Here is a 14,390-nt window from a genome sequence, read left to right on the forward strand (position 1 = left end):
TACCCGAAAAAAGTTTGTCAATCTATCACCCGCTTATGTGGAAGGTTCTTTTGCTTTCCTACGAATAAAATGATTTTTCGCGTGAATAATAGCCACTTTTATTACCACTAAAACAGGAACAGCCAAGATAAGTCCAAGTATTCCACCGACTTCCCCCCCAGCGGTTAACGCCATCATGATTATTAAGGGGTGCATATGAAGACTTTTACCTACAATCAATGGAGAAAGGATGTTTCCTTCTAGAAATTGAAGCCCAAAAACAATCACCATTGTAATCACAACTAATTTTACGGACGATGTGGCAGCGATGATGACTGCTGGGACAGCTCCGATGATGGGTCCAAAATAGGGAATGACATTGGTCACTCCAACAATCAAGCCCAAAATTAAAGAGTATTTTAGATGAAATATCCAAAACAAAAGGGCTGAGACACTGCCAATGATCACACATACCAGGAGTTGACCTCTTATGTAGCTGCCCAGCGATTCATCAACGTCTTTTAGGAAAAGTGTCCCCTTCTTCCTCCACTGTTTAGGGGTAATATACCATAGGGATCGTTTAATCAATTGAAAATCCTTTAGCATATAAAAGGCAATGAATGGAATGATCATCATAATTAAAGCAGAATTAAAAAAACTAATTAAAATATTTACAATAACTGACAACAAGGAGTCAAGCTTTTCTTCAAACGCATCAATCCCATCATCAATTCTAGTTTGCAAGCCGTCGGGCCATTCTCTTGTATGCGATTGAAGTTTATCAACCCAACCTCTGTATTGCTCTGCTAAAACTGGCGCGCTCTCAGAGAGGTCTTTTATTTGGTCGATCATCGCCGGAATTCCCTTATATATGCAAATGCCCAGACCACCAAAAAATAAAATATAAATAAGAAAAATAGCGAGCCCTCGATGCAAGCCTTTTTGGTGTAATTTTTCGACAATTGGATGCAGCAAATAGGTGATAAATCCTCCGATTACAAAGGGGAGGATAATAATTATAGCTACCTTAAAGACAGGCATCCAAACAAAGCGGATTTTTAGAAACACATAGATGGCAATTAATAAAAGGAGTAAAAACCCGATGCGGTAATACCATTTCATTTGAATCTCCACGTTTTAAGCCTCCCATTCATGTTAGTTTTAGAGACACTTGGTGGAATTATGCATCAGAAAAGCGGTAGCGCATGTTAACAGGTATGAACCGAAACGCAAAAATCCCCCTCGAATTTGAGGGGGGATTCAGTTCTAAAATATCGCGCGTCTTACTTTCTTTGTCATTCTTTTCATATTTCGGGCAGACATCATATTGTTTCTTGAGGCCACAGTATAGGCAGCCATCCCAGCACCAATAGCAATCATCGTCGTCGTCATCATTTTATTCATACGTTTCACCTCTTTAATAGACGTTAAATAAGTTTACATGGTTAACTTTGATAACGGTCTAACACAAGCGTTTCGCTTTTTTATCTTAAAGGGTGTAACGACGCTCTTCTTCTTCAAACAAATCATCTAAGGAACTAAGTGACCCGTCTTCTTCGACTTGATGGGTACTGATTAGGCCTTTGTTTACTGTAAGTTCAATAAAGCAACTCCAGCAATAATATTGGTTGATACCAATTTTACCGATATCCTTACTTTGACAATTGGGACACTTAAACATGGAAAGACACCTCACGTATTATTTACATCTACGATAATGGCATCCTTTCCGATAGCTAAGGGCTTCCCGGATTGAATGACTTGTTTGCCTTCCGTAAGATCCGAAAAGAAGCCATCCGTGATTTCGTACCCTATGATTGTGCCCAATTCTTCCTGAAAATATACATCTTTTAACAATCCAAGCGATTCCCCGCTCTTAGATAGCATCATCATTCCATCTAGAGAATGCTGATGAGTAAGTGTATATTCTGGGTCATCTTTCAGTTTTACCAAATGGCCGTCGTCATCAATCATTATTCCATCTAATCCGAAGGAAGCCACCTTCTCGATGTCCAGAAAAAAGGTTTGTTTGAAAAAAACGCCTTTTTTAATCAATAAGCCCTTTACCTTACCGTTACTTGAGATACATAAATCACAAACCTCACCAATTTTCTGGCCGCTTTTTGTATTAAAAACAGGCTGTCCTTTCAGTAACGAAAATGTCCGCAAAGAGTGTCCCACCTCCTGTGAACATTTATAGTGTTAGTCATTCAACATAAAATCATAAGGTGAAACGTTTTCCATGCCAATCATTGGATCTTCCTGTATGAATAGATCCTCGTAGGACAAGCCATCGGTAGAATTTTCACCTTCTGCTGCTTTGGGAACGATTGATTCATGATTTTCTCCAGCATTTGGTCTAGCTGTAATCGATTCTTGGAGCTTTTGGCATAAGGTTGTTTGTCTAGAGAGTTCATCCGCTCTTTCTACGCCCATTTTAAGCGCATCTACTTCCCCGCAAAGGATCAAGGATTGTTTACTTCTGGTAATCGCTGTGTAGATCAAATTTCTACGTAACATCCGATAATAACTTCTTGTCACCGGTAAGATGACAATCGGGAATTCACTGCCCTGCGATTTATGAACAGAACAGCAATATGCATGCGTGATTTGATTTAAGTCCTGCTTTGTATACTCGACTTCATTCCCTTCAAAGGAAATATAAATCATATCCTGCTTTTCGGTATTTTCCTTCGCATAAATTATCGAGATGATTTCCCCAATATCCCCGTTAAAAACATTACTTTCAGGTTGGTTTACAAGCTGTAGAACCTTATCACCGATCCGATACTTTACCTCACCAAAAGCAATTTCCTTCCTCTTGCCGTCAGGGTTCGGATTAAATATCTCTTGCAGCAATACATTTAAACGGTCGATTCCAGCAGGCCCTCTATACATGGGGGCTAATACTTGAATATCCTTTGCCGAATATCCTTTATTCTTGGCATTTAGAGCAACTTTTTCAACAACCTGAGATACCTGCGCTGTTGAACATTTGATAAATGAACGGTCTGCTTGCTTCACCGTAATATCGGCAGGTAAATAACCCTTTTTAATTTCATGGGCAAGTTCGATTATTGACGAACCTTCTGCCTGGCGATAAATATCGGTTAGGCGGACCGTGGGAATCCGTTCTGATTCCAGCATATCCTTTAAAACCTGGCCTGGTCCTACGGAGGGCAATTGATCCTCATCCCCGACTAGAATGACTTGAATATTTTCAGGGAGTGCCTTAAACAGTTGATTAGCAAGCCAAATATCAAGCATCGACGTTTCATCGACAATGATAATTTTCCCTTCAAGCGGGCTCGCATCATCACGGTCAAATCCTTCCTGCCCATTAAATCCGAGGAGACGATGAATGGTTACCGCTGGAAGTCCAGTCGATTCACTCATTCTTTTTGCCGCTCTACCAGTCGGTGCTGCAAGCAAAAATGGGAATGGCTCCCCCTTTTTATGGTAATCCTTAGGCTCTAAGGTACAGCCATGCAATTCGGCATAAAGCTCAACAATCCCTTTAATAACAGTCGTTTTCCCTGTTCCAGGTCCACCTGTTAAAATCAACATCGGCGACATTAACGCCGTTTGGATGGCTTCTCGCTGCGTCGGTGCATATTGGACCCCAAGCCGTTCCTCTAAACTTCCTAACGATAGCAGAAACTCAGATTCGGGAAATTGATCTTTATATTCGGTTTGTTCAAGGATCCGGTGGATATTCGTCACAAGCCCTTTTTCTGCAAAATATAAAGAAGGCAAGTAAACGCGTTTCTCTTCCCCAATTAATTTACCCTCTTCTTGCAGCTTAATGACCTCATTGGATATATCTATGTAGTCGATTTGATCACGCTTGTTATCTTCTAATAATGCTTTTACTTGCTCCAATAAGTCTTCAGCATTTATGTATACATGCCCTGTTTGCATACTTTCATTTTCTAGGATGTAGAGACAGGCTGCTTTGATCCGGTCAGGATGGTTCCCGGAAATACCCAGCTGGTAGCCAAGCTCATCGGCCCGGCCAAAACCGATTCCTTCAATATCCTCAACCAGTTGATATGGATTCTTCTGCATAATGTCAAGTGTTTCATCTTTATAGGCTTGATAAATCCGCATCGAAATCTGCGGTCCAAATCCATATTGATTTAAAGCAACCATTACTTGCTCGAGTCCTTGATGCTCCATCAACGTATCGTAAAGTAATTTTGCTTTTTCAGGAGGGAGTTTTGGGATGGAGTCTAGCAATGACGGCTGATTAAGAATTTTGGATATGGCGTCTTCTCCTAAGGTTTCTACAATGTTTTCAGCGGTCTTTTTTCCGATCCCTTTGAACATTTCTCCAGATAAATAGTTGATAACCCCTTGTTTCGTTTGGGGCATGTCCTTGCGAAAATGATTGGTATGAAATTGCATCCCAAACTTTGGATGATCCTTAAATTCTCCGAAAAAGATATAGGTTTCTTGTTCATGAATTTTCGGAAAATAACCGGTGACCACTGCTTCTTTGTCCTCATAAGGATGATTTGTTTCATCGACGCGAATCCTTAGCACGGTGTAAAGGTTTTGTTCATTGTGAAAAATGGTCACAATCGGTCTCCCTTTTACGAATTTTCCTTGTTCAGTAAATAAATCAAGTGTATCTTGCTTTTCCATTCGGCTCCCTCCTTTCTGAAAAAATAAGAAAAATTACTGGTTACCCTCGATTAACCTTTTCGCGTGACCAGCAAGTAAATGGTCGGGTTGAATATCAAGTGCTTTATTAAACATTTCAACTGCCTTCGCAGGATTTTCTTGAAAAGCGTAGGTGACACCTAAATTATAATAGGCATCGGAATGTTCCGAATCTAGTTCGATACATTTTTCAAATTGAATCACCGCTTCAGAAATTAACTCAAGCTGTGCAAGACATAACCCATATTGAAAACGTGCTTCCGCATCATTTTCATTTAACTCGACGCTTCTTTGTAAATACGGAAGCGCAAATTTCCCTTGGTCCAACTGAACAAGTGTCAACCCTAACATGAAGTAATTGTCACTTGATTGCAGACCTTTTTTCATAGCTGTCTCAAACATATTCTTGGCTTCGTTGAAGAGGTCGTTACTAAATAACAAGGTTCCAATACTATAATAAGCCGCCGCAGCGTTTTCATCTATTTCAATTGCTTTTCGATAAAAATTCAGTGCCTTTTCGTCGTCCCCAACAGCGGAAAGTACATTTCCGAAATTAATATAGGCAACTGGGTCGTTTGGGTTTTCTTGAATGGCTTCATTAAAGGCCTTTGCCGCCTCTTCCAGGTTGCCATCCTGCATGTATTGCACACCTAATTGGTTTTTATCCATTTATTTCAGCTCCAATCCTAAGTGAAAGTATATCATATTTTATTAAAAAAAAGCCTGACTCCTAGAAAAGGAATCAGGGTCTTTATTAGCCAACATATGTTAATCGTTCACGATTTTTAAAGACGTGGTCAATTGTCCCTCCGCCTAGACATTCATCTCCATTGTAAAAAACAACGGCTTGGCCTGGAGTGATGGCACGAATCGGTTCATCAAAAACGACCTCAACTTGAGCATCTTCTAAAAGACGCACGGTTACTTTATGGTCTTCCTGACGATAGCGGAATTTTGCCGTGCATGTAAATTCAGCATTCTTTTCTCGGTCCGATACCCAGCTTACGCCGACAGCAGTAATGGAATCTGAATAAAGTTTTTCATGATGAAAACCTTGGCCCACATAAAGAACATTTCTTTCTAAGTCCTTACCGATGGCAAACCACGGTTCACCCGCTCCACCAATTCCTAAGCCATGTCTTTGACCGATCGTATGATACATTAACCCCTCGTGCTTGCCTTTGACCTCACCATCGAACGTCTCCATGTTTCCTGGCTGAGCCGGCAGATATTGACCTAGGAAATCTTTAAAATTTCGTTCCCCGATGAAACAAATCCCTGTGCTATCTTTCTTTGTAGCAGTGGCAAGATTCGCTTCTTTGGCAATTTCACGAACTTTTGGTTTTTCAAGATTACCTATCGGGAACATAACTTTACTAAGCTGTTCCTGCGTCAACTGGTTCAAGAAATAAGTTTGGTCCTTATTGTCGTCAAGACCGCGGAGCATCTTATATTCTCCATCACGATATTCAACTTGTGCATAATGACCAGTAGCCAGATAGTCCGCACCTAATTTCATTGCATGCTCTAAAAAGGCTTTAAATTTAATTTCCTTGTTACACATTACATCCGGATTAGGTGTCCTGCCTGCTTTATATTCTTCAAGGAAATAGGTAAATACCTTGTCCCAATATTGTTTTTCAAAATTTACCGCATAATAGGGGATCCCGATTTGATTGCAAACGCGAATGACATCCTCATAATCTTCGGTTGCCGTACAAAAACCGGTATCATCCGTGTCATCCCAGTTTTTCATAAAAATGCCGATGACATCGTAGCCTTGCTGCTTCAACAAAAGTGCTGCTACAGAAGAATCTACTCCCCCTGACATTCCAACAACAACCCTTGTGTTTTTTGGATCTTTTCTTTCCATTGATTTTCACCTCTCTAATGCTGCAAAGTCGTCGAAGATTTATTTTTTCAGACGAGTAACAACTTTAGCTGTTTCCTCAGCCGCCTTGATTACTTCCTCGGTTGTCGTATTAAAGCCAAAGCTGAAACGAATCGAATTAGTTAATCGTTCTGATTGTTTCCCAAACATGGCAACAAGTACGTGGGAAGGTTCTATTGAGCCCGCAGTGCATGCCGAACCGCTCGAAACAGCAATTCCCGCTAAATCGAGATTAACTAGCATCGCTTCCACACTTGTCCCAGGAAAGCTTAAGTTTAATACATGTGGCAATGAATATTCAAGCGATCCGTTTCTGTCAAATTCTACATCTAGCTGACGGAGCCTTTCCATCAAGGTCTTTTTCAAATCAAAGAATCTATTACGCTTGGCTGTACGTTCTTCATGTGCAATCAACATAGCTTCATGAAATCCAACAATCGCCGCAATATTTTCCGTCCCAGCACGTCTTTTTCTTTCTTGCTCACCGCCGAAGGAACGAGGAGACAGTTTCACATTGGACCTGGCATAAAGAAATCCTGTTCCTTTTGGCCCGTTAATCTTATGGGCAGAGACAGATAACAAATCAATCTGGCTTTCATTGACATCAATGTTTTCGACACCGTAAGCCTGAACGGCATCGGTATGGAATTTCGCTTGATGATCTTTTAATAACTGTCCAATCTCGGTAATTGGTTGGAGTGTGCCAACTTCATTATTACCGTACATTATCGACACCAAAATAGTATCTTCCCTTAAGGCAGCACGAAGTTCAGTCATTGATATTCGCCCTGTTTCATCCACAGGTAAATACGTGACTTCAAAGTCCATTTTTTCTAACTTTTTGCAAGCATGAAGAACCGCATGATGTTCCGCTACGGAGGTAATAATATGCCTGCCATTTTTCTGATAGGTTTCCGCAACCCCAAATAACGCCATATTATCTGCTTCGGTTCCTCCACTTGTAAAAATAATCTCGTTTTCCTTTGCACCTATGCTGTCCGCTAGCACCGCGCGCGCTAAATCAATCTGGTGCCGTGCTTCCCTGCCAAAAGAATGGATGCTTGAGGGATTTCCGAAAGTTGATTTCATCACCTCGAGCATTTTTTCAATAACCCTTGGATGCATGGGAGATGTGGCAGCATGGTCGAGATAGATTCGTTCCACATTAACACCTTCTATCAAAATAATTCTCCAATGTTACTTTTTACCCTAAATATAAAACATATAACCATCCGGCTCTTCATCATTACTATGATTTGCTAAATCTTCTAACGTAGTGTTTTCCAAAACATCCTTAATAGCATCCCGAATCCGAATCCACAGCTCCCGTTTGGCTGGTTCTTCATCTTCAATACCTTCAACTGGTGTGATCGGTCCTTCTAGGACACGAATGACATCACCAGCCGTAATTTTAGATGGAATGTCTGTTAAGATATAACCACCGTATGCCCCCCTAATGCTTTTTACTAAACCTGCATTACGCAATGGGGCAATTAATTGTTCCAAATAATGTTCAGATAGATCATTTGCTTGCGCAATCGTTTTTAATGATGTCGGGCCCTCACCATGTTTTTTAGCAAGTTCAATCATGATCGTCAGACCATAGCGACCCTTTGTTGAGATTTTCATACCGCACCTCTATTCATATCTATATTAAAAATAAAAATCCTTAGTAATTTGATAGGCATTAGAATTATATCATATTCTTCTTTAATATGCTTTTTCAAGGAAAAATGATAATGTAAAGCTAAACATAATCTAAATGACAATTAGAAAAACCTTTTTTTGGAGAGATGTAACATGCAGCAAAAGCCTTTAGCCTTTCGGATGCGTCCTAGAACGATTGAAGAAGTTGTCGGACAGGAGCATCTGGTAGGTTCAGGAAAAATAATTTCAAGAATGGTGAAGGCCAAACAGCTGACCTCGATGATCTTGTATGGACCTCCTGGTATTGGCAAAACTTCGATTGCCAGTGCAATTGCCGGCAGCACAAAGTACGCTTTTCGAACACTGAACGCGGTGACGAATAATAAAAAAGATATGGAAATTGTTGCTGCTGAAGCAAAAATGTCAGGAAAAGTTATTCTGCTCCTCGACGAAGTCCATCGTTTAGATAAAGCAAAGCAAGACTTTTTATTACCTTATTTAGAAAATGGAATGATTGTATTAATCGGTGCTACGACAAGTAATCCCTACCATGCCATTAATCCTGCGATCCGGAGCCGCTGTCAGATTTTTGAGTTAAAGCCGCTAGCTCCGGATGAAGTGAAGCTGGCCTTAATTCGCGCCCTGGAGGATGATGAACGCGGTTTTGGTAAATTAAAGGTTGAAATTGAGGATGCCGCGTTAATGCATTTTGCACAAGGTTCGAATGGTGATGTAAGGAGTTCTTTGAACGCACTAGAATTAGCAATCCTTTCAACAGATAAGGATGAATCTGATATCATCCATATCGATGTCGTAACCGCTGAAGAATGTTTGCAAAAGAAAAGCCTTGTTGCCGATAAAGACGGGGATGGCCACTATGATGTCTTGTCAGCCTTTCAAAAGTCGATTCGGGGCAGCGACGTCAATGCTGCTCTTCATTATCTGGGCCGATTAATTGAAGCCGGTGACCTGCCGAGTATCAGTCGCCGATTGATTGTCATCGCCTATGAAGATATCGGACTAGCCAACCCGCAAGCAGGCGCGCGCACGTTAGCGGCGATTGAAACCGCCGAAAGAATTGGTTTTCCAGAGGCAAGGATCCCACTAGCAAATGCCGTGATTGAACTATGCTTATCACCAAAATCTAACTCGGCTGTCTTAGCCATTCAGGCCGCACTCGAAGATATTCAAAAAGGCATCGTCGGCGAAGTACCTGACCATCTAAAGGATGCCCATTATAAAGGGGCAAAAGAGCTTGGCAGAGGAATTGACTACAAATACCCACATGACTATGAAAACGGTTGGGTACCGCAACAATATTTACCCAACAAATTAAAACACAAACAATACTACCAACCAAAGAAAACCGGAAAATTCGAGCAGGCACTTGCAATTGTCTATGAGAAACTATCAAGGAAGAAATAATAATAAGGGTGTCAGGCACCATGTGAAAAATTCACATGGTGCCTGACACCCTTTTCTTTCTCTAGGCAGCCACATCTCGTTTTTTGAAGACAAGAAAGGCTAATAATTGGAATGCTATAAAGTAGATGAGGAGCATGATGACTGAGAATGACATTGACATTCCTTCCATCATGGGTGTACCGTCCACATATTGCATTAGATCGGTGTTGGCAAACAAGATGTATTTGGCCCAGCTAAACTTTATCGAAAGCAATACTGTAAATTGAGCCCCTGTGAATAACAAAAATAATGATAAGCCAATTGCTAGAGAACTGTTCCGGAAAACTGATGAAATCATAAACGCCATCGTCGCAAGCATTATCGTGTCAATCGATCTAAACCCATAATAAATCATTAGATAAACAATAATATTTTGCTCCGTTACCTGCCCATTGGCATAATTCAAATACGGAACAGGATGGTCTGGCGTTCCAAACAGGATGGCACCAAGTAAAGTAGAGAAAGCAAACAGGATGGCCAACATCAGCAATGCAAACAATAAAACGGTAAGATATTTGGATGCTAAGATTTTGCTGCGATTTATCGGCCGGATTAATAACAGTTTGATGGTTCCCCAATTGAATTCACTCGCAACAATCCCCGCCGAAATAATTATTGTAAATAATCCTGCCAGGATTATGAGTTGTGACGCATCTTTTACAAACGACCAGACATTATATTTTTCATTAAAGGGGATATGATGCTTTATTCGGTAGTCATTAATAGCAATTTCTTCCTTATAAAACTGCTTCTCCAGCTTCGAATTGCTTTGCTTCATCTGCTTCTTTAGTGCATCATTTTCCTGCTGTAATGTTTGTTCCCAGTTTTTATCGAGGTTGAAATCCTGTTCCTGGTATTTATGAAAAATACCAAAAATAGATATGATAACTATCAGGATGGCAATCATCACATACGTTCCAGGGCGTCTAAAAATTTTCATCCATTCATTTTTAATTAAATTAACCACGACTTGGCGCCCCCTTTTCGGTTGTCAGTTCAAGGAAGCGATCTTCTAACGTCTTCGCTACTTCTTTGATCGCAAAAACTTGAATATCCTCTGAAACAAATGTTTTCACTAGATTCGGAATTTCTTCTTTTGGAAGTTCCACAGTTATACCATTCCTTGAACGGTTAGCTCGAACATTGGGATAGTGGGTCTCCAAAAGTGCCAACGCCTTTTCGCTAGGGACTACTTCCATTTCATAGGTCATTTCAGTTTCACCGTGGACTAGTTCATGGACAAGCTGCACATCGATCAAGCGCCCATTTTGAATAATCCCAATCCGGTCACACATCATTTCCATTTCTGAAAGCAAATGACTTGAAACGATCACGGCTAGGTTTTTTTCACGTGCCAGGAGACGGACATAGTCACGAATTTCCCTTATTCCAGCAGGGTCTAAACCGTTGGTTGGTTCATCAAGGATTAACACCTGTGGATCATGCAATAGACACTGTGCTAACCCTAATCTTTGTCTCATACCCAGGGAGTAGGTTTTTACCTTGTCATTTATGCGGTCAGTTAATCCCACGAGTTCTACTGTTTCGGCAATCTTCTCCTTGGAAATTCCTTTTGACATTCTTGCATAGTGGACCAGGTTTTGATAGCCAGTTAGAAATTTATACATTTCCGGATTTTCAACAATCGCACCAATATGACGCACCGCGTCTTCAAAATCACTTTTAATACTTGAACCGCCAACACTGATATCCCCTGATGTCATACTCATTAAACCAACTATCATTCGAATAGTTGTAGTTTTCCCAGCTCCATTTGGACCTAAGAAACCAAATACCTCGCCTTTGTTTACTTGAAAGCTAATATTATCTATTATGGTTCTTCCTTTAATTACTTTTGTAACATTTTTTAACTCAACGATTTTTTCCAACCTCTCACTCCTCTCAATGTATCCTCACATAGTTTATCTTATTGCAGAAGTATTTACCTCATAATAAGGTTATCACCAAAAATGATTTCGGCAAATTTTAACAAAATATTCTTATACTTTCCCCTAAACCTACCCTCTTTTTTGTAAAATAAGATTATGTTCTATTAAAATGAGAGGAAGTGGACTATGGCATTAAAGTCTCGTTGTGAGTCGAAGGAATTAAAAATTATGAGATCTTTAAACATACGAAGTAATTTATCACCAACAGAAAAGAAGTACTTTTTTAAGCTTGAAAAAAGCTACCAAGGTGAATTGATGTTTGATCTGTTAACCGAAAAGCTTCAAGGTGATATGTTAGTAATAAACGACTTGTGCCTTGAGGTTAACGACACTGTGTTTCAAATTGATACTTTAATCATAGCTCAAGATAGGATTTATCCATTTGAGGTAAAAAACTTCTCCGGAGATTATTATTACGACACTGAAGGGTTCCATAAAATATCCGGGCCCGATATAACTAATCCATTAGACCAGATAAGACGCAGTAAATTATTACTCCTCCAGTTGCTTCAAAATCTTGGCTATAATATACCCGTTGAACCAACCGTCATTTTTATCAACCCCGAGTTTACCTTATATCAAGCGCCTCTTAACCAGCCGATTATTTATCCAACTCAGATTGATTGTTTTATGAAAAAGTTTGATGGGACACCGTCAAAACTAAATGACAGACACAAAAGGTTAGCGGACCGATTAATATCTTTACATTCGAACGAGTCACCCTATCCAACCCGATTACCTACTTATGAATGTCGAAAACTTAAGAAAGGTATGGCTTGTAAAAGGTGCGACTCATTGATGATTTCTGGTGAGGATAATATTATTGTTGTGTGTAAAAAATGTGGGTATTTGGAACCGGTTGAATCAGCAGTACTACGTAGTGTCGTGGAACTAAAGTTCCTTTTCCCAGATATAAAAATTACCACTGTTTTGGTTTATGAATGGTGTCAGGTAGTAAAGTCTAAAAAGATGATTAGAAGGGTACTAATGGAAAATTATAAAGCAATAGGGTATGGTCGATGGTTCTATTTTGAATGAATCGTGGATTGTATCTTAAATTGAGAAAAACATTTATCATAAATACCCTTTCCTTCTTTTATTAATAAGTTTGGTCACTTAGTGGATTATCCAAAGTGACCATTTTCTTTTGCTCTTCATATTCACAGTCACATAAAACATAAGATGTTGCCATCCCATCATTCTATTAACGGTTTCGGCCACGTAGACCCTTCCTACGTTACCCTTCCATCCCTTCTTTTCACGGTTCCGGTCACGTAGAACCCCCCAACGTTACCCTTTCATCCTTCTTTGAACGGTTCAGGTCACGTAGACCCCTCCTACGTTACCCTCTCATCATTTTTTGAACGGTTCTGGGCACGTAGAGCCTTCCTACGTTACCCTCCCATCCTTCTTTGAACGGTTTCGGTCACGTAGACCCCTCCTACGTTACCCTCCCATCCTTCTTTGAACTGTTTCGGTCACGTAGAACCCTCCTACGTTACCCTCCCATCCTTCTTTTCACAGTTCCGATAACGTAGAACCCTCCTACGTTACCCTCCCATCCCTTTATTCCAAGTTTAAGTAAGCCTAGAACCTTACTATGTAAAAAAATAACCCTAAACGAATAAAAGTTTAGGGCCCCACTACCATTCTTATTTCTCATCAGATACTCGTTGGATTTTTATGCTGCTCAATAATTGTCTTACCACATAGCTTGCCATGATCAGACCTGCCGCAGATGGAACAAAGGCATTGGATGCTGGAGGCATCTGTGCTTTGCGGATAGGTGCATTTTCATTGCCGACTTCTTTTTTAATATCCTCACGAATAACTATCGGACTTTCATCGGAAAAAACAACCGGAATCCCTTTATGGATTCTTTCCTTGCGCAGCTTCGTGCGGATGACTTTTGCGATTGGATCCGTATGAGTTTTCGAAATATCAGCAATCTTAAAACGGGTTGGGTCCATTTTATTGGCTGCTCCCATACTTGAAATAATTGGGATATTTCTCTTCAAGCATTCCTTCATTAAATGAATCTTATAGATAATCGTGTCAGAAGCATCGACGACAAAATCCAAATTATGGCTAAAAATCTGTTCATACGTCTCTTCTGTATAAAACATTTTTAATGAAATGACTTCACAATCTGGATTGATATCTTTGATCCGCTCTTCCATAATCTCTACTTTAGGTCGACCAACAGTGGAAAGCAAAGCAATCAGCTGTCGGTTGATGTTGGTAATATCAACATCGTCTTTATCTATTAAAATTAACCGGCCAACGCCAGAACGAGCCAGAGCTTCAGCAGCAAATGAACCTACCCCGCCGATACCTAAAACAGCAACCGTGCTATTTTTCATAATATCAAGGCCTTCTTTGCCGATGGCAAGTTCATTACGTGAAAATTGATGCAGCATTATGTTCACTCCAATTTATTAAATTCGTTAAGTTTCTTTTTCCCGATTAAAAATATATCATACACTCCATTAAAAACAAGTATCTTGATAGGAATAATAAAGTTGGAAAGCAAAATAAAACCTCCCGCAACGTTCAGGAGGTTGATTTTAAGCAAATAGAAAAGAGTCCCAATTATGCCGTCACTCTTAATTCCTTAGTTTTGATCCCGCACTCAGCAGGTGGGTGTCCTGTTCCCGAAATTGTAAGTCCCCTTACCCGTATAAGGGTGAGGCATTTACGCAATCAGGAAACTCTAGACTCCCGTATAAATAATGTTCGGTCAAAACTTCAGGCAACGCAACGTACATTTCAGGACTCTTCTTTGATGCTTTTAT

General features: G+C 40.1%; 14 protein-coding genes and 1 other RNA gene. 2 read left to right on the forward strand and 13 right to left on the reverse strand.

All coding sequences use genetic code 11. From position 1 onward, the window contains the following. Window positions 1-33 precede the first annotated feature (33 nt). From CCK98_RS25055 to cymR, 9 genes are all read right to left on the reverse strand, one after another. Window positions 34-1,113 carry an AI-2E family transporter gene (locus CCK98_RS25055; RefSeq protein WP_088089077.1) on the reverse strand — a complete coding sequence of 360 codons (1,080 nt, stop codon included), beginning with the start codon at window positions 1,111-1,113 and terminating at the stop codon, window positions 34-36. 132 nt (window positions 1,114-1,245) lie between these two features. Then, window positions 1,246-1,383: a YrzQ family protein gene (locus CCK98_RS25060; protein ID WP_088089078.1), complete on the reverse strand. Its 138-nt coding sequence runs from the start codon at window positions 1,381-1,383 to the stop codon at window positions 1,246-1,248. 85 nt (window positions 1,384-1,468) lie between these two features. Next, window positions 1,469-1,660, reverse strand: a complete 192-nt coding sequence (locus CCK98_RS25065) for a hypothetical protein (RefSeq protein WP_088089079.1) — start codon at window positions 1,658-1,660, stop codon at window positions 1,469-1,471. An 11-nt stretch (window positions 1,661-1,671) separates the two neighbouring features. After that, on the reverse strand, window positions 1,672-2,148 hold the full coding sequence (locus CCK98_RS25070) for a PRC-barrel domain-containing protein (RefSeq protein WP_088089080.1): 477 nt from the start codon (window positions 2,146-2,148) through the stop codon (window positions 1,672-1,674). Window positions 2,149-2,181: 33 nt separating this feature from the next. After that, window positions 2,182-4,626: an ATP-dependent RecD-like DNA helicase gene (locus CCK98_RS25075; protein WP_088089081.1), complete on the reverse strand. Its 2,445-nt coding sequence runs from the start codon at window positions 4,624-4,626 to the stop codon at window positions 2,182-2,184. Window positions 4,627-4,659: 33 nt separating this feature from the next. Further along, on the reverse strand, window positions 4,660-5,313 hold the full coding sequence (locus CCK98_RS25080; protein ID WP_088089082.1) for a tetratricopeptide repeat protein: 654 nt from the start codon (window positions 5,311-5,313) through the stop codon (window positions 4,660-4,662). 85 nt (window positions 5,314-5,398) lie between these two features. Next, the gene (gene mnmA / locus CCK98_RS25085) at window positions 5,399-6,517 is read right to left on the reverse strand and encodes a tRNA 2-thiouridine(34) synthase MnmA (protein ID WP_088089083.1); all 1,119 of its coding nucleotides are present in this window, start codon (window positions 6,515-6,517) and stop codon (window positions 5,399-5,401) included. A 39-nt stretch (window positions 6,518-6,556) separates the two neighbouring features. Further along, window positions 6,557-7,699 carry a cysteine desulfurase family protein gene (locus CCK98_RS25090; protein ID WP_088090540.1) on the reverse strand — a complete coding sequence of 381 codons (1,143 nt, stop codon included), beginning with the start codon at window positions 7,697-7,699 and terminating at the stop codon, window positions 6,557-6,559. A 45-nt stretch (window positions 7,700-7,744) separates the two neighbouring features. Next, complete coding sequence (cymR, locus tag CCK98_RS25095; protein ID WP_088089084.1) at window positions 7,745-8,164, reverse strand: cysteine metabolism transcriptional regulator CymR; 420 nt, start codon at window positions 8,162-8,164, stop codon at window positions 7,745-7,747. Window positions 8,165-8,335: 171 nt separating this feature from the next. On the opposite strand from cymR, the gene CCK98_RS25100 reads away from it, so the two are divergent. Continuing rightward, entirely contained in the window at window positions 8,336-9,607 is a 1,272-nt protein-coding gene (locus CCK98_RS25100) for a replication-associated recombination protein A (protein ID WP_088089085.1), read from the forward strand. Window positions 9,608-9,668: 61 nt separating this feature from the next. Here the strand turns inward: CCK98_RS25100 and CCK98_RS25105 are convergent, their stop codons facing one another. Continuing rightward, window positions 9,669-10,613: an ABC transporter permease gene (locus CCK98_RS25105; protein ID WP_088089086.1), complete on the reverse strand. Its 945-nt coding sequence runs from the start codon at window positions 10,611-10,613 to the stop codon at window positions 9,669-9,671. Further along, window positions 10,606-11,535, reverse strand: a complete 930-nt coding sequence (locus CCK98_RS25110; RefSeq protein WP_088089087.1) for an ABC transporter ATP-binding protein — start codon at window positions 11,533-11,535, stop codon at window positions 10,606-10,608. Before CCK98_RS25110 ends, CCK98_RS25105 begins: the two co-directional genes overlap by 8 nt. A 186-nt stretch (window positions 11,536-11,721) precedes the next feature. On the opposite strand from CCK98_RS25110, the gene CCK98_RS25115 reads away from it, so the two are divergent. Beyond that, a complete protein-coding gene (locus CCK98_RS25115; RefSeq protein ID WP_088089088.1) occupies window positions 11,722-12,633 on the forward strand; it encodes a nuclease-related domain-containing protein in 912 nt (303 codons plus the stop codon). Window positions 12,634-13,247: 614 nt separating this feature from the next. Here CCK98_RS25115 and CCK98_RS25120 read toward each other — a convergent pair. Further along, window positions 13,248-14,015 carry a ThiF family adenylyltransferase gene (locus CCK98_RS25120; protein WP_088089089.1) on the reverse strand — a complete coding sequence of 256 codons (768 nt, stop codon included), beginning with the start codon at window positions 14,013-14,015 and terminating at the stop codon, window positions 13,248-13,250. Between the two features lie 161 nt (window positions 14,016-14,176). Further along, window positions 14,177-14,374: non-coding RNA, 6S RNA (ssrS, locus tag CCK98_RS25125), on the reverse strand. Window positions 14,375-14,390 lie beyond the last annotated feature (16 nt).

The sequence above is a fragment of the Bacillus sp. OV166 genome, assembly GCF_900177675.1.
Lineage (GTDB): Bacteria > Bacillota > Bacilli > Bacillales > Cytobacillaceae > Neobacillus.